The sequence below is a fragment of the Nocardiopsis sediminis genome (genome assembly GCF_042650565.1).
GTDB classification, from domain to species: domain Bacteria; phylum Actinomycetota; class Actinomycetes; order Streptosporangiales; family Streptosporangiaceae; genus Nocardiopsis_B; species Nocardiopsis_B sediminis.
This window is the reverse complement of the sequence record NZ_JBHSBH010000005.1, coordinates 158,789-174,021: the sequence shown is the minus strand read 5'-3', so window position 1 is coordinate 174,021 and position 15,233 is coordinate 158,789. Positions and strand designations below refer to the sequence as shown.

The 15,233-nt window shown below is 73.1% G+C and carries 11 protein-coding genes; 6 read left to right on the top strand and 5 right to left on the bottom strand.

The window, feature by feature from the left end:
* Positions 1–166: 166 nt before the first annotated feature.
* Entirely contained in the window at positions 167–1,483 is a 1,317-nt protein-coding gene (locus tag ACFOVU_RS08125; RefSeq protein ID WP_378531424.1) for an RNA polymerase sigma factor, read from the bottom strand.
* Positions 1,484–1,904: 421 nt separating this feature from the next.
* A complete protein-coding gene (locus ACFOVU_RS08120; protein ID WP_378531422.1) occupies positions 1,905–3,089 on the bottom strand; it encodes an AMP-binding protein in 1,185 nt (394 codons plus the stop codon).
* Between the two features lie 146 nt (positions 3,090–3,235).
* Here ACFOVU_RS08120 and menB point away from each other — a divergent pair, with 146 nt between their 5' ends.
* From menB to ACFOVU_RS08100, 4 genes are all read left to right on the top strand, one after another.
* Positions 3,236–4,075 carry a 1,4-dihydroxy-2-naphthoyl-CoA synthase gene (menB, locus tag ACFOVU_RS08115; protein ID WP_378531610.1) on the top strand — a complete coding sequence of 280 codons (840 nt, stop codon included), beginning with the start codon at positions 3,236–3,238 and terminating at the stop codon, positions 4,073–4,075.
* A gap of 75 nt (positions 4,076–4,150) precedes the next feature.
* Positions 4,151–5,215 (top strand): o-succinylbenzoate synthase, encoded by a 1,065-nt coding sequence (locus ACFOVU_RS08110; protein WP_378531608.1) that lies wholly within the window; start codon positions 4,151–4,153, stop codon positions 5,213–5,215.
* A gap of 210 nt (positions 5,216–5,425) precedes the next feature.
* Positions 5,426–7,111 carry a 2-succinyl-5-enolpyruvyl-6-hydroxy-3-cyclohexene-1-carboxylic-acid synthase gene (gene menD / locus ACFOVU_RS08105; RefSeq protein ID WP_378531420.1) on the top strand — a complete coding sequence of 562 codons (1,686 nt, stop codon included), beginning with the start codon at positions 5,426–5,428 and terminating at the stop codon, positions 7,109–7,111.
* Positions 7,112–7,231: 120 nt separating this feature from the next.
* A complete protein-coding gene (locus ACFOVU_RS08100; RefSeq protein ID WP_378531418.1) occupies positions 7,232–7,636 on the top strand; it encodes a DUF952 domain-containing protein in 405 nt (134 codons plus the stop codon).
* Positions 7,637–7,671: 35 nt separating this feature from the next.
* On the opposite strand, the gene ACFOVU_RS08095 is transcribed toward ACFOVU_RS08100, so the two are convergent.
* From ACFOVU_RS08095 to ACFOVU_RS08085, 3 genes are read right to left on the bottom strand one after another with little or no spacing between them, the layout of a single operon-like run.
* Positions 7,672–8,301, bottom strand: a complete 630-nt coding sequence (locus tag ACFOVU_RS08095) for a LutC/YkgG family protein (protein WP_378531416.1) — start codon at positions 8,299–8,301, stop codon at positions 7,672–7,674.
* On the bottom strand, positions 8,298–9,773 hold the full coding sequence (locus tag ACFOVU_RS08090) for a lactate utilization protein B (RefSeq protein ID WP_378531414.1): 1,476 nt from the start codon (positions 9,771–9,773) through the stop codon (positions 8,298–8,300). The genes ACFOVU_RS08095 and ACFOVU_RS08090 overlap by 4 nt, the downstream gene beginning before the upstream one ends.
* Positions 9,770–10,510: a (Fe-S)-binding protein gene (locus tag ACFOVU_RS08085; RefSeq protein WP_378531413.1), complete on the bottom strand. Its 741-nt coding sequence runs from the start codon at positions 10,508–10,510 to the stop codon at positions 9,770–9,772. The genes ACFOVU_RS08090 and ACFOVU_RS08085 overlap by 4 nt, the downstream gene beginning before the upstream one ends.
* 270 nt (positions 10,511–10,780) lie before the next feature.
* Between ACFOVU_RS08085 and ACFOVU_RS08080 the strand changes: the two genes are divergently transcribed.
* Positions 10,781–11,506: a FadR/GntR family transcriptional regulator gene (locus ACFOVU_RS08080; protein ID WP_378531606.1), complete on the top strand. Its 726-nt coding sequence runs from the start codon at positions 10,781–10,783 to the stop codon at positions 11,504–11,506.
* A 122-nt stretch (positions 11,507–11,628) separates the two neighbouring features.
* A complete protein-coding gene (gene dnaE / locus ACFOVU_RS08075) occupies positions 11,629–15,195 on the top strand; it encodes a DNA polymerase III subunit alpha (RefSeq protein ID WP_378531411.1) in 3,567 nt (1,188 codons plus the stop codon).
* Positions 15,196–15,233: the final 38 nt, after the last annotated feature.

The window sequence follows — 15,233 nt, the reverse complement described above, 5'->3', positions numbered from 1 at the left end:
CGCCGCTACCCCCTGCGCAGGCCGCGGAAACGGCGAAGTGGGGGAAAGGTCAGGGTGAACCCCGAGCCGTCCGCGCCGTAGCCGGAGAAGGGGCCCTGCACATAGGGCGGCCCCGCGTCCGCCAGGGCGGGCGCGGGGCCGGGGCCGGGAGCGCGGAGCGCCCGGGTCAGCTCGCGAAGTCGAGCAGCTGCTGGGCCCGGCTGGGGTGCCGCAGCTTGGACAGCGACTGCTTCTCCAGCTGGCGGATCCGCTCGCGGGTGAGGCCCAGGTGCTTGCCGATCTCGTCGAGGGTGCGCGGCCGGCCGTCCATCAGCCCGAAGCGCAGCGACATGATGGTGGCCTCACGGGGTTCGAGGTCCTCCAGTGCACGCCGCAGCTGGTCGGCCATGAGCTGGCGGTCGACCACCTCGGAGGCCTCGGAGGCGTCGATGTCCTCGATGAGGTCGCCGATGCGGGTCTCGCCGTCCTCGCCGATGGTGGAGTCGAGGCTGATCGGCTGCCGGGTGACCCGCAGCAGCTCTTCGATCTGGGTCGGTGTCTTGTCGAGTTCGAGCGCCAGCTCCTCGGGAGTGGGCTCGCGGCCCAGGGTCTGGTGCATGTCGCGCTCGAGGCGGCTGACCTTGCTGAGGAGTTCCAGCACGTGCACGGGCAGCCGGATGGTGCGCGCGGAGTCGGCGAAACCGCGCTGGATCGCCTGGCGGATCCACCACATGGCGTAGGTGGAGAACTTGAAGCCCTTGGTGTAGTCGAACTTCTCGACCGCCCGGATGAGCCCCAGGTTGCCCTCCTGCACGACGTCGAGCAGGGACATGCCGCGGTCGCTGTACTTCTTGGCGACCGAGACCACCAGCCGCAGGTTGGCCTCGAGCATGTGCTGCTTGGCGCGGCGGCCGTCCTCGGCGACCTCGGTGAGCTCCTCGCGCTCGGCGTCGCTGAGGTCGGCGCCCGTGGAGTCCTCGAGGGTGCCGAGCCGGAACTCGGCGTACAGGCCCGCCTCGATGCGCTTGGCGAGGTCGACCTCCTCTTCGGCGGTCAGCAGCTGGCGGCGGCCGATGGCCTTGAGGTAGGTGTGGACGGAGTCGCCCATGGCGGGGGACTGGTCGTCGAGGTCGGCCTCGGGGACGTCCTGCTCCGACGGGGATTTGCCCTTCGCGGCCTTCGTGCCGGCGGGCGCCGGGGCCGTTGCGGTGTCGATGGCCTCCTCGATCGCGTCGTCCTCGGCGTCGGGGTCGACGGATTCGGCCCCCGCGTCGTCGCCCCCGTTGGCGAGACGCACCCCGGCGTCGGTCAGTTCACGCAGGATGGAGCGGCCGTCTGCCGGGCTGATACCGGCCGCTGAGAACGCGGCGCGGAGCTCCGAAAGCGACAGGTGTCCCTGGGAGCGCCCCCGGGTGATCAGCTCGTCCAGAGCCGCGGACGCGGCGTCGCCGCCGTCGGCGGTCTCGGCCACCGTGGGAGAAGTGGCTAGGGCAGTGCGCGACATGTTGGCACCTCCCTCCCTTCCAAGACGTCAGGCGCGTGGCGGGTAAGGAATCCGCCGTCTTGACGCGCCAATATGTCTAACGTGTCAGAGAGTCAAATGTTCCCGGTCTCGATTGGATATCGCCGGTCGTGGCCTAGATCACGACGGCGGAAGTGGCCGTCCGGTCGGTCGAGCGGGTATAGCGCGCCGTAGGTCTGGGAGCGATCCCGGACGGGGAGATCAGGGCTCTGCGGGCTGTTCCGGCCGCGTCGGCGGCTCCGGTCGCGCCGGGTGGTCCGCACCGCCGGCCTCCTCCGCGGTTAGGGAATCGGACGCTCAGGTAGACGCGTGCGGCGGGGGAGAAGTTCCCTGATCCTCCCGATCGCCGCGGCTCGTCCCTTTCGGGCCCGTCCCGGGCCCCTGGAGCCGGTGCCCGCGGCCGTCAGGCCGGCCGGCGCAGCGCGGCGAGGTCGGGCTTGCCGGAGGCCAGCAGCGGGATCGCGTCGCGGACCTCCAGCTCGCGGGGGGCGGCGTAGGCCGGCAGGTCCGCGCGCACGCGGTCGCGCACCTCGGCGAGCGTGGGCGGGTGGGCGGGGTCGGCGGCCACCACCACCGCGGTCACCCGGTGGCCCCATTCGGCGTCGGGCCGGCCCACCACCACGGCATCGGCCACCGACGCCAGCTCCCCCACCAGGGCGGCCACCTCGGCGGGGACGATCTTGTGGCCCCCGGTGTTGATCAGGTCGTCGGCGCGGCCGCGCACGTACAGCCGGCCGTCGGGGCCCAGCCGCCCCAGGTCCCCCGTCCGGAAGACGGGGTGGCCGGAAGCGGACGGGGTGAGGTGTTCCCGCGTGCGCTCGGGGTCGAGCCGGTAGCCGGAGAACAGGACCGGCCCCGACAGCAGGATGCGGCCGTCGCCGTCGACCCCGGCCTCCACGCCCTTGAGCGGGACGCCGTCGTAGACGCAGCCGCCGGAGGTCTCGCTCATCCCGTAGGTGGTGAGGACCCGGCCGCCTGCCGTGTGCGCCCGGGCCAGCAGCCGGGGCTCGGCGGCGGCGCCGCCGAGCACGATCGTGGCGAACCGCGACAGGTCGGCGCCGGCGTCGAGCAGCCGGCGCAGCTGCGTGGGGACCAGCGACACGTGGGGGCGGTGCTCCTCGGCGGCGGCCATGGCGGAGCCGGTGTCGAAGGGCAGGAACACCGGCTCGGACCCGGTGGCCAGCGCCCGCACGATCACCTGGAGGCCGGCGATGTAGGAGGTCGGCAGTACGCACAGCCACGCGTCACCCGGGCCGGCGCCCATGCGCTCCACCGAGGCGTGCGCGGAGGCCAGCAGCGCCGCCGCCGACAGCTCCACCCCCTTCGGGGTCCCCGTGGACCCCGAGGTGGCGATGGCGACGGCGGTGTCCTCGCCCGTCGCGGCCGGATCGGGCAGGGACGTCGTGCCCTCGGGGGTGCGCAGGGCGTGCGGGCGCAGCGCGGCGAGCAGTGCGCGCAGCCGCGGCGGGGGCGTGGCGGGGTCGATCGGCAGCAGGGCCGGGCCGCGGCCCTCGAGAGCCTCGGAGAGTAGCGCGGTCAGCTGCGCGGGCGCCAGGCCCATCACCGCGTGCAGGGGACGGTTGACCATGTCGATCAAGCCTAACGGGGGCACGGGCGCGCGGCCGGTCCGCGTTAGGCCGAGCGGGGCGGGCCCACTAGAGTTGGCGACCGGACATAGGGGGCGGCCGATCGTGCGCCGGTCCCCCTGGGCAGTGCGGGTGAGGAGAGAACCGAATCGTGAGCGGCGTCGAATGGCAGCGGTCGGGCGAGTACAGCGACATCATCTACGAGACTGCTGAGGGCATCGCCAAGATCACGATCAACCGCCCCGAGCGCCACAACGCCTTCCGCCCGCAGACCCTCTTCGAGCTCCAGGACGCGTTCAACCGCGCCCGCGACGACTCCGGGATCGGCGTCATCATCTTCACCGGCGCCGGCGACCAGGCGTTCTGCTCCGGCGGTGACCAGAAGATCCGCGGCGACGACGGCTACATGGGCGACGACGCCGTGGCCCGCCAGGGCATCGGCCGCCTCAACGTCCTCGACCTCCAGGTGCAGATCCGCCGCCTGCCCAAGCCCGTGATCTGCATGGTGGCGGGCTGGTCGATCGGCGGCGGCAATGTGCTCCAGGTGTGCTGCGACCTCACCATCGCCGCCGACAACGCCAAGTTCGGCCAGACCGGCCCCAAGGTCGGCTCCTTCGACGGCGGCTACGGGTCGTGGCTGCTCGCGCAGACCGTCGGCCTGAAGAAGGCCCGCGAGATCTGGTACCTGTGCCGCCAGTACAGCGCCCAGGAGGCGCTGGACATGGGCATGGTCAACACCGTGGTCCCCCTGGAGCGGCTGGAGGAGGAGACGGTCGCCTGGGCGCGGGAGATGCTGGAGAAGTCCCCGCTGGCGCTGCGCATGGTGAAGGGCGCCATCAACGCCGTCAGCGACGGCGCGGCGGGGATGCAGCAGTTCGCCGGCGATGCCACGATGCTCTACTACATGAGCGAGGAGGCGCAGGAGGGCCGCGACGCCTTCAAGGAGAAGCGCCGCCCCGAGTTCGACCGGTTCCCCCGGCGCCCGTAGCGGTCCCCGAAGCGGCAGGGATCCCCACTCGGCTCCGGGCCGCAGCGGGGCGGGAGCGGGGGGTTGGGGTTGACGATGGACGAGGCCGCCGCGGGGCGCGCCTTCTCGATACCGATGCGGACGCGGTTCCGCGGTGTCACCGTGCGCGAAGGGCTGCTGGTGCGCGGCGCGGCCGGCTGGGGCGAGTTCTCGCCCTTCCCGGAGTACGGGCCGCGCGAGTGCGCGCGCTGGTGGGCGGCCTGCCACGAGGCGGCGGAGGAAGGCTGGCCCCTCCCGCTGCGCGACCGCGTCCCGGTCAACGCCACCGTCCCGGCCGTGGGCCCGGAGCAGGCGGCGCGCATCGTCGCCGACGCCGGCTGCGGGACCGCCAAGGTGAAGGTCGCCGAGGCCGGGCAGGACCCGGCCGAGGACATCGCCCGGGTCGAGGCGGTGCGCCACGCGATCGGACCGGGCGGCCGGGTCCGCATCGACGCCAACGGCGGCTGGGACGTCGACACGGCGCTGCGCATGCTCCGCGAACTGCGCGGGTTCGACCTGGAGTACGTCGAGCAGCCCTGCCCGACCCTGGAGGAGCTGGCGCAGGTGCGCCGCCGCGCGGGGGTGCCGGTGGCCGCCGACGAGTCCATCCGCCGCGCCGAGGACCCGCTGAGGGTGCGGGCGGCCGGGGCGGCCGACATCGTCGTGCTCAAGGTCCAGCCCCTGGGCGGGGTGCGGGCCGCGCTGCGCGTGGCCGAGGCGTGCGGGCTGCCGGTGGTGGTCTCCAGCGCAGTGGAGTCCTCCGTCGGGCTGGCGGCCGGGGTGGCGCTGGCCGCGGCGCTGCCGGAACTCCACTACGCCTGCGGGCTGGGCACCATGCGGCTGCTGGCCGCCGATGTCACGGCCGACCCGCTGGTGCCGGCCGGCGGGTACCTGCCGGTGCGCCCGGTGCGGGTGGACGAGGAGCGGCTGCGCGCGGTCGAGATCGACCCGGCCACCTGGCGGGAGCGCATGCGGATGGCGCGCGCGGAATTCCCGTCCGGCAATGCCGGAGGGGGCGCCGGCACTGGAAGCGCAGGTCCGGACGGGTCCGGTGAGACGGCGCACACGGCGCAGAGCGGTCGAAATGATGGTTTCTCCGGAGGAGACCGCTTCCGGGCGTGATACTGGGTAGCAGTGGGGAGGGCGGGCGAGCAGCCCGATCCGGACGGCACCGTGCCCGACGGCGCCGACCGTGGCCGGTCTCGCACCCGGGGGAGGGACGGATACCGTTGCACCACGCGTTGCAACGGTCGGGGCCGGGCAGGCCGGCCGAGGCGGCCGGGCGGGGGACCCGCCGCACCGGCTCCACACATCACGAATTAGAGAGTATGCATGAACCCGTCTACCGCCCTGGCGCGTGTCCTCGTCGATGAACTGGCCCGGTGCGGGCTGGCCGAGGCCGTCATCGCGCCGGGGTCGCGTTCCACGCCCCTGGCGCTCGCCCTCGTCGCCGACCCCCGGATCCGCTCCCACGTGCGCATCGACGAGCGCTCCGCGGCGTTCCTGGCCCTGGGCCTGGCCCGGGGCTCGCGCCGGGCGGTCGCGCTGGTGTGCACGTCGGGTACCGCTGCGGCCAACTTCCACCCGGCCGTCCTGGAGGCGGAGCAGAGCGGGGTGCCGCTGCTGGTGCTGACCGCCGACCGCCCCCCGGAGCTGCGCGCGACCGGCGCCAACCAGACGGTGGACCAGATCGGGCTGTTCGGCACCGCCGTGCGGATGTTCACGGAGGTCGGCGTCGCCGACCCCGTGCCGGGCATGGTCGCCTACTGGCGCTCGCTGGCGTGCCGCGCGTGGGCGGCCACCGGCCCGCAGCGGCCCGGCCCCGTCCACCTCAACCTCGCCTTCCGCGACCCGCTCGTGCCCGACGAGGGGGCCGGCGCCGGGCACCCGTGGCCCGAACCGCTGGAGGGCCGCGAGGGCGGCAGACCCTGGATCGCCGTCCCGGAACGGTGCCCCGACCCCGCGCCCCTGGTGCTGCCGCCGGTGGAGCGCGGGGTCATCGTGTGCGGCGACGGCGACTACGACCCCGTCCCCTACCTGGCGCTGTCCCTCCAGACCGGCTGGCCGCTGCTGGCCGAGCCCACCTCCAACGCCCGCAGGGCCGACGCGGTGTCGACCTACCGGCAGCTGCTGGCCGTCCCCGGCTTCGTCGACGGCCACGTGCCCGACCTCGTCGTCAGCGCCGGGCGCCCCGGGCTCTCGCGGCAGATGTCGGCCTACCTGCGGCGGGCGCGCCGGCACGTCGTCGTCGCCGACGACCCCCTCTCCTTCGCCGACCCCGTCCGCACCGCCACCGAGGTCGTCCCCGCGGTGGCGGCCCACCCCGACGCCGTCGCCGACACCGCGTGGTCGCGCTCCTGGCAGCGGGCGGAGGCCGCGGCCCGCACGGCCGTCGACGCGCTGCTCGACGGCGAGGAGGCGCTGAGCGAGCCGCGCCTGGCCCGCGACCTCGCCGGGCACCTGGCCAACGGCTCGCTGCTGTTCGCCGGGTCGAGCATGCCCATCCGCGACCTGGACGCCGCGATGTCCGCCCGGTGCGGGGCGCGGATCATCGGCAACCGGGGGGTCAGCGGGATCGACGGCACGGTCTCCACCGCCATCGGCGCCGCCCTCGCCCACCAGCGCGACGGCGGCGGAAGCGCCTACGCCCTCATCGGCGACCTCGCCATGCTCCACGACCAGAACGGGCTGGTGATCGGCCCGGGCGAGCCGCGGCCGGACCTGGTGATGGTGGTGGTCAACAACGACGGCGGCGGCATCTTCTCCGGCCTGGAGCAGGCCGGCCACCCCGACTTCGAACGCGTCTTCGGCACCCCGCACGGGGTGTCGATGGAGCGCGTGGCGGCCATGGCCGACCTCCCCTACACCCGCCTGGAGTGGGCCACCGACCTGCCCAAGGCCGTGCTGGGCGAGGGCCTGCGCATCGTCGAGGTCTGCACCGACCGCACCGCCTCGGCCCACCTGCGCCGCGCCCTCCAGGACACCGTGACGGCGGCCGTCACCGGCGGGGGCGCCTGAGAGCCCCCCCGGCGCGGGGCCCTGCGCCGGGCCATGGGCCCCCGGGCCGGGGCATGGGCCCGGCACCGGACAGGGACCCCGGATCCGGTGGGCCGGAGTGCGCCGCGGATACTGGGGGCCATGGCCGAGCTGCTGCACCTGACCGAGCTGGAGCGCTGGCGCGACGGCACCGGGGACATCACCGCGCCGTCGCTGGCCACCGAGGGGTTCGTGCACGCCTCCCCCGACGAGGCGACCCTGCTCGCCGTCGCCGGCCACTTCTATGCGGCCACGCCGGCCGACCTGGTCGTGCTCGTGATCGACACCGGCCGCCTCGCCGCCGAGGTCCGCTGGGAGGCCGCCGCGCCGTCGCCGCCGCCCGGCGTCCCCGGCGACACGCTCTTCCCCCACATCTACGGCCCCATCCCGCGCACCGCCGTCACCGAGGTCGCCACCCTGCGCCGCGGCCCCGACGGGACGTACACGGGCCTGGAGCCCTTGGAGGACGCACCGGCGCCGCGCCCGGGTCCGGCCACCGGGCGGTGATGCGCGCCGCCGTGGCGGCGGCCGGGCGACCTCTCTTAGCCGACGATGACGACCTCCAGGGTGCGGGGGCCGTGGACGCCCTCGACGCGGTCGAGTTCGATGTCGCTGGTCGCCGACGGGCCGCTGATCCAGGTGAGGGGGCGGCGGGGGTCCAGGCGGGGGAGGGCCTGCGGGACGCCCTCGACCACCTGGTCGGTGCGGACGACGCAGACATGCAGGTCGGGGACGAGGGTCAGGGCGCGGCGGCCCTGGGCGGCGCCGGTGTCGAGCACGATGGTGCCGGTCTCCGCGATCGCCACCGCGCATCCGGTCACCACGCCGTCGACCGCGTCGAGGTCGGCGATCGCCAGCCCGTCGTCGCGGGCCACGGACGCCGGGGTGGCGCCGAACCACCCCTCGGGCGCATCGGGCGGGGCGGCCACCCGCTGCGCCGACCGGCGCTCCAGCGCGTCCGCGATCGCCGCGGGCAGCGCGCCGGCGTCCACCCGGGTGACGGTCGCCTTGTAGTCCTCCAGGCGGTCGATGAGCAGCCCGATCGGCTCGCCCTGCCCGTGGGAGGCGGAGTAGCCGCGCGGCACCTCGACGTCGCCGGGCCGCTCGTCGCGGGGGACGTCGGACAGCGCCGCGCGCACTCGGCCCAGGACCTTTTCGCGTGATCCGCTCATCGGCTCCCCCTGTCGTCGCTGCGATTCTCGCCCCGCTCGCCGCTTTCGTCGCGCCCGCCTTCTCCCCGGCTGCGCCACCAGGAGCGGAAGGACTCGCCGGGGATCTCCGGGACGTCGCGGGTGTCGGTCCAGGCCGCGCCCGGGCCGGGCAGGTGGCGGGGGACCAGGGAGCGCACCGACGCCGCCGCCCGTTGCGCGGCGTCCAGCCGGCGGCGGTCGCCGAGCACCCACCCGGCGGCACCCATGGCCGCCTTCTCGGCCCGGTGCCCGGTGCCGCCCGCGACCTCCTCGCGCAGGTGCACCAGCACCTCGGGGATGTCGATGGCGACCGGGCACACCTCGTAGCAGGCCCCGCACAGCGACGACGCGTAGGGCAGCGCCGCGTCGACCTCCGACGCGGTGCCGCGCAGCTGCGGGGTGAGGATGGCCCCGATCGGCCCCGGGTAGACCGACCCGTAGGCGTGGCCGCCGGTCCGCTCGTAGACCGGGCAGATGTTCAAACAGGCCGAGCAGCGGATGCAGCGCAGCGCCTGGCGGCCCACGGTGTCGGCGAGGACGTCGGTGCGCCCGTTGTCCAGCAGCACCACGTGCACGTTCTGCGGCCCGTCGCCGGGCGTCACCCCGGTCCACACCGACGTGTAGGGGTTCATCCGCTCCCCGGTGGAGGACCGCGGCAGCAGCTGGAGGAACACCTCCAGATCCGCCCAGGTCGGCACGGTCTTCTCGATGCCCACCACCGAGATCAGGGTCTCGGGCAGGGTGAGGCACATCCGCCCGTTGCCCTCGGACTCCAGCACCACCAGCGAGCCGGTCTCGGCCACCGCGAAGTTCGCGCCCGAGATCGCCACCTTGGTGCGCAGGAACCGCTCGCGCAGGTGCACCCGCGCGGCCTCGGCCAGGGCGCGCGGGTCGTCGCCCAGCCCCTCGGGGGCGGGCACGCCCCAGGCGGCCATGCGGTCGCGGAAGATCTCGCGGATCTCCGCCCGGTTGCGGTGGATGGCCGGCACCAGGATGTGCGAGGGCAGGTCGTCGCTGAGCTGCACGATCAGCTCGGCCAGGTCGGTCTCGTAGGCGGTGATGCCCGCCTGCTCCAGCGCCTGGTTGAGCTCGATTTCCTGGGTCGCCATGGACTTGACCTTGACGACGTCGCGCTCGCCCGTGGCGCGGACGAGGTCGGTGACGATGCGGTTGGCCTCGGCGGCGTCGGCGGCCCAGTGGACGTGCCCGCCGGCCGCGGTGATCGCCTCTTCCAGCCGTTCCAGGTGGACGTCGAGGTGGCGCAGGGTGCGGTCTTTGATGGCGGCGCCGGCGGCGCGCAGCTCGGCCCAGTCGTCCAGCTCGCCCACGACCACGCCCCGCTTGTCGCGGATGGTGTGCGTGGCCTTGCGCAGGTTGTGCCGCAGCTGGGAGTCGCCGGTGGCGGCGCGGGCGGCGGCGGGGAACGCGGGCATCCCGACGAAGGTGCTGCTCATATGGCGGCGGGCTCCTGTTCGGTCGAGGCGAGGATCTCGGCGAGGTGGACCGCCTTGACGCCCGAGCGTGCGCGGTCGAGGGTGCCGCCGATGTGCATCAGGCAGGAGTTGTCGACGGCGCACAGCACCTCGGCGCCCGTGGCGGCGACGTTGCGCGCCTTGTCGGCCCCCATGGCCGCCGACACATCGGGGTTCTTCACCGCGAAGGTGCCGCCGAACCCGCAGCACTCGCGTTCGCCGGCCAGCTCCACCAGCTCCAGGCCGCGCACGGCGCGCAGCAGCCGGTAGGGGCGGTCGCCCAGCTTGAGCAGCCGCAGCCCGTGGCACGTGGGGTGGTAGGTGACGGTGTGGGGGAAGTAGGCGCCGACGTCGGTGACCCCCAGGACGTCGACCAGGAGTTCCGAGAGGTCGTACACGCGCGGGGCGACGCGCTCGGCGGCGCGCGCCAGGCGGCTGCCCGGTGCGCCCAGTCGCGGGTAGTTGTCGCGGACCATCGCCGCGCACGATCCCGAGGGGGCCAGGACGGCGTCGGCGTCGGCGAACGTCTCCACGAACCGGACCGCGAGCCGCTGGGCGTCGCGCCGGTAGCCGGTGTTGTAGTGCATCTGGCCGCAGCAGGTCTGGTCCTCGGGGAAGACGACCTCGTGCCCCAGCCGCTCCAGCAGGCGTACCACCGCGCGCCCGGTGCCCGGGAACAGGGTGTCGTTGACGCAGGTGATGAACAACGCGATCCGCATGCGCTCCCTCGATCCCGGCGCGCCGTGGGCGGGCGGCGGCACGTGGGGTGGTGGTCTGATGACTTCTCGGTGACGTGGCGGCCGAATGCGCTTTCCGGGGAAAAGCGCTCCGGAATCCGGTCCGTACACGATGATTGGTCTGACAACTTCTACGCGGCGGGGTTGTAACGTGTCAAGACGGCGCGGCCGTTTCCGCCGCACCGTCCCGGACCCGGAGGAGCATCCGTGACCCTGCCCGACACCGCCGCGGCGCCGCCCCCGCCCGGGCGCATGCCGGTCACCCAGCGGGCGATCGAGCAGATCAAGGGCCGTATCGCCGACGGCACCCTGCGCCCCGGCGACCGCCTGCCCACCGAGCGCGACCTGTCGGCCGACCTGGGCGTCTCCCGCAGCTCCATGCGCGAGGCCATCCGCGCGCTGACCACGCTGGGCGTGCTGGAGGCCCGGCACGGCGCCGGCGTCTATGTGACCGCCCTGCGCCCCGGCGACCTGCTGGAGACCTTCTCCGTGCTCGCCGAGGTCTCCCAGGGTGAGACCCTGATCGAGGTCCTCCAGGTGCGCCGGATGCTGGAGCCCGCCGCCACCGCACTGGCCGCCGCGCGCGCCGACGACGCCCAGCTCCGGCGCCTGGGCGAGCTGGTCGACCGCATCGGCTCCGGCGACGAGGGCGACACGGTCGCGGCCGACCTCACCTTCCACCAGGCCATCGTCGAGATCACCGGCAACGCCACCCTGGCGGCCATCAACGACGGCCTGTCCTCGCGCACCTTCAACGCCCGGGTCTGGCGCGGCCACCGCGAGCCCGGCGCGGCGGCGCGGCTGCGCGAGGACCACGCGCGGATCCACCGCGCCCTCCTGGCCCGCGACCCCGACGCCGCCCGCGCGGCCGCCACCATGCACGTCCTGGAGGTCGAGCGGTGGCTGCGCGCCGACCTGGACGTCCGAGCGGGCGGCCCGGAGGGCGCCCACCGGCGCGGCGGGCGGGGTGACATCTGACACCCCGTGCAGGTCGCGGCGGCCGATGCCGGACCGGTGTCGCAGAGCCGCACGGGACACGCGGGGCGCGGAGTTAGGGTGAGGACCAGCCACCCGCTTTGCGACCCCGGGAGACCCCAGCCGTGTCGGATCCTTTCGTTCACCTGCACGTCCACACCGAGTACTCGATGCTCGACGGCGCGGCCAAGCTGAAGCCGTTGTTCGCCGAGGCGAAGCGGTTGGGGATGCCTGCCGTGGCGATGACCGACCACGGGAACATGTTCGGCGCCTATGAGTTCTGGCAGCAGTCGAAGGGGTCCGGGGTCAAGCCGATCATCGGGATCGAGGCCTACGTCGCCCCCGACTCCCGGTTCCACAAGAAGCGGATGAAGTGGGGCCAGGCGCGCGACACCGACGGCGACTCCGCCGAGGGCGGCAAGGACATCTCGGGCGGCGGCCGCTACCTGCACATGACCATGTGGGCGCGCAACGCCCAGGGGCTGCGCAACCTGTTCCGCATGTCGTCGCTGGCGTCGTTCGAGGGCTACTACATGAAGCCCCGCATGGACCTGGACCTGATGGCGGAGCACTCCGACGGCGTCATCGTCTCCACCGGCTGCCCCTCCGGGGGTGTGCAGACCCGGCTGCGGCTGGGCCAGGAGAAGGAGGCGATCGACTACGCCGGCCGCCTGGTCGACATCTTCGGCCGCGACAACGTTTTGCTGGAGCTGATGGAGCACGGGGTGCCCATCGAGCGCGAGGTCCGCGACGGCCTGCTGACCGTGGGCAAGAAGGTGGGCCTGCGGCCCCTGGTCACCAACGACTCCCACTACGTCACCGAGGACCAGGCCGAGGCGCACGACGCGCTGCTGGCGGTCGGCGTCGGCAAGAACCTCGACGACCCCGCCCGGTTCAAGTTCAACGGGTCGGGCTACTACATCAAGACCGCCGACGAGATGCGGGCCCTGCTGTCGCTGGACGAGTGGGCCGAGGGCTGCAAGAACACGCTGTGGGTGGCCGAGCAGGTCGAGGAGGGCTGCTACGACGAGGTGTTCGCCCACCGCGACCTGATGCCGGAGTTCCCCGTCCCCGAGGGTGAATCGCAGTCGTCATGGCTGCGCAAGGAGGTCGTGCGGCTGACCCCGGTGCGCTACCCCGACGGCCCCTCCGACGAGGTGCAGCGCCGGATCGACTACGAGCTGGCCACCATCGAGGAGATGGGCTTTCCCGCCTACTTCCTCGTGGTCTCCGACATCTGCCAGCACGCCCGCAAGAACGGCATCGCCCTGGGCCCCGGCCGCGGGTCGGCGGCCGGGTCGATGGTCGCCTACGTCCTGGGGATCACCGACCTCGACCCGGTGGCACACGGCCTGCTGTTCGAGCGGTTCCTCAACCCCGAGCGCGTCACCATGCCCGACGTCGACCTGGACTTCGACGAGCGCAAGCGCGGTGACATGATCCGCTACGTCACGGATCTGTACGGCGAAGAGCGGGTCTCCCAGATCCTCACCTTCGGCACCATCAAGGCCAAGGCGGCGGTGAAGGACTCCACCCGCATCCTCGGGCTGCCCTACGCCGTCGGCGACAAGATCACCAAGGCGTTCCCGCCGGCCGCGGGCGGCAAGGAGATCCCGCTCGGCGCGATCTACGACGAATCCCAGGAGCGCTACAGCGAGGCCTCCGAGCTGCGCCAGATGCAGGAGAACGACCCCGAGACCCGCCGGGTGCTGGAGACCGCGCGCGGTATCGAGGGGCTGACCCGCGGCACCGGGGTCCACGCGGCCGGGGTGATCCTGTCCAAGGAGCCGCTGCTCGACGTCATCCCGCTGCACAAGCGCGACACCGACGGCGCCATCATCACCGGCTTCCCCTACCCTCAGTGCGAGGAGATGGGGCTGCTCAAGATGGACTTCCTGGGCCTGCGCAACCTCACGATCATCGACGACGCCATCCAGAACGTGAAGTCCAACGAGGGCGTCGACATCGACTGGTCGACCATCGGCGACGACGACAAGAAGACCTACGAGCTGCTGGCGCGCGGCGACACCCTGGGCGTGTTCCAGCTCGACGGCACGGCCATGCGCGCCCTGCTGCGCCGGATGCAGCCCACCGCGTTCTCCGACATCACCGCCGTCAACGCGCTGTACCGGCCCGGCCCCATGGCCGCCAATGCCCACAACGACTACGCCGACCGCTCCAACGGGCGCCAGGAGATCACGCCGATCCACCCCGAGCTGGGCGAGGCGCTGGACCCGATCCTCAAGGAGACCTACCACGTCCTGGTCTACCAGGAGCAGATCATGGCGATCGCCCAGCAGCTCGCCGGATACAGCCTGGGCGGCGCCGACCTCATGCGCCGCGCCATGGGCAAGAAGAAGAAGGAGGCCCTGGAGAAGGAGTACGTCACCTTCCAGGCGGGCATGCTGGAGCGCGGCTTCTCCCAGGACGCGATCACCACCCTGTGGGACGTCATGCTCCCGTTCTCGGGGTATGCGTTCAACAAGTCCCACGCCGCCGGCTACGCCATCCTCAGCTTCCGCACCGCCTACCTCAAGGCCAACCACCCCGCGTCCTACATGGCGGCGCTGCTGACCTCGGTGGGCGACGACAAGGACAAGATGGCGGTCTACCTGGCCGAGTGCCGCAAGATGGGCATCAAGGTGCTGCCGCCCGACGTCAACGAGTCGGGCCTGCGCTTCACCGCTGTGGGCCGCGACGTCCGCTTCGGGCTGGGGGCGGTGCGCAACGTCGGCGTCAACGTCGTCGACTCGATCGTGCGGACCCGCACGGAGAAGGGCAAGTTCGCGAGCTTCGTCGACTTCCTCTCCAAGATCGAGCTGGCCGCCTGCAACAAGCGCGTGGTCGAATCGCTGATCAAGGCCGGCGGGTTCGACTCCCTCGGCCAGCCCCGCATGGACCTCGTCACCCACCACGAGACCGCGGTCGACGCGATGATCGGCGCCAAGAAGCAGGAGGCCAACGGCCAGTTCGACCTGTTCGGCGGGGGCGACGAGAGCGAGGAGTCCGCGGCCCCCATCGGCCTGGACATCGCCTGGAACAACGACCGGGAATGGGACCGCAAGACCAAGCTCGCCCTGGAGCGCGAGATGCTCGGCCTGTACGTCTCCAGCCACCCGCTGGCCGGGGCCGAGCGCATCCTGGCGCGCAACCGCGACACCTCCATCCTGGAGATCGTCAACGGCGAGCGCCGGCACATGAGCGAGGTCCGCATCGCCGGGCTCATCTCCTCGGTCGAGCGGCGCGTGAGCAAGACCGGCAACCAGTGGGCCAAGCTCGTGATCGAGGACCTCGACGGCTCGACCGAGGCGCTGTTCTTCGCCGAGGCCTACACCCTGTACTCCACGGTGTTCGCCGCCGACACCGCCGTGTCCATCAAGGGCAAGGTCAAGGAGCGCGAGGGGGAGTACTCCATCCAGGCCAACGAGATGACCCTGCTGGACATCGCGCACGTGTCGGAGGGGCCGGCGCCGGTGCTGCTGCGCGTGCAGACCCAGCGCCTCGACGCCGAGCTGGTCGGCGAGCTCAAGAGCGTGCTCCGGACCCACCGCGGCGACACCCCGGTGACCCTGCGCGCCGAGCACCCGGTCCAGTCCCGGATCTATGAGCTGCCCGACTACTCGGTGGAGATGAGCCCGGCGTTCTCCGGCGACGTCAAGTCGCTGCTGGGCGCCGACGCCATCACCTACTAGCCGGAGGCGGCCCCCGGCACCGGAGCGGCCGGCCCCCG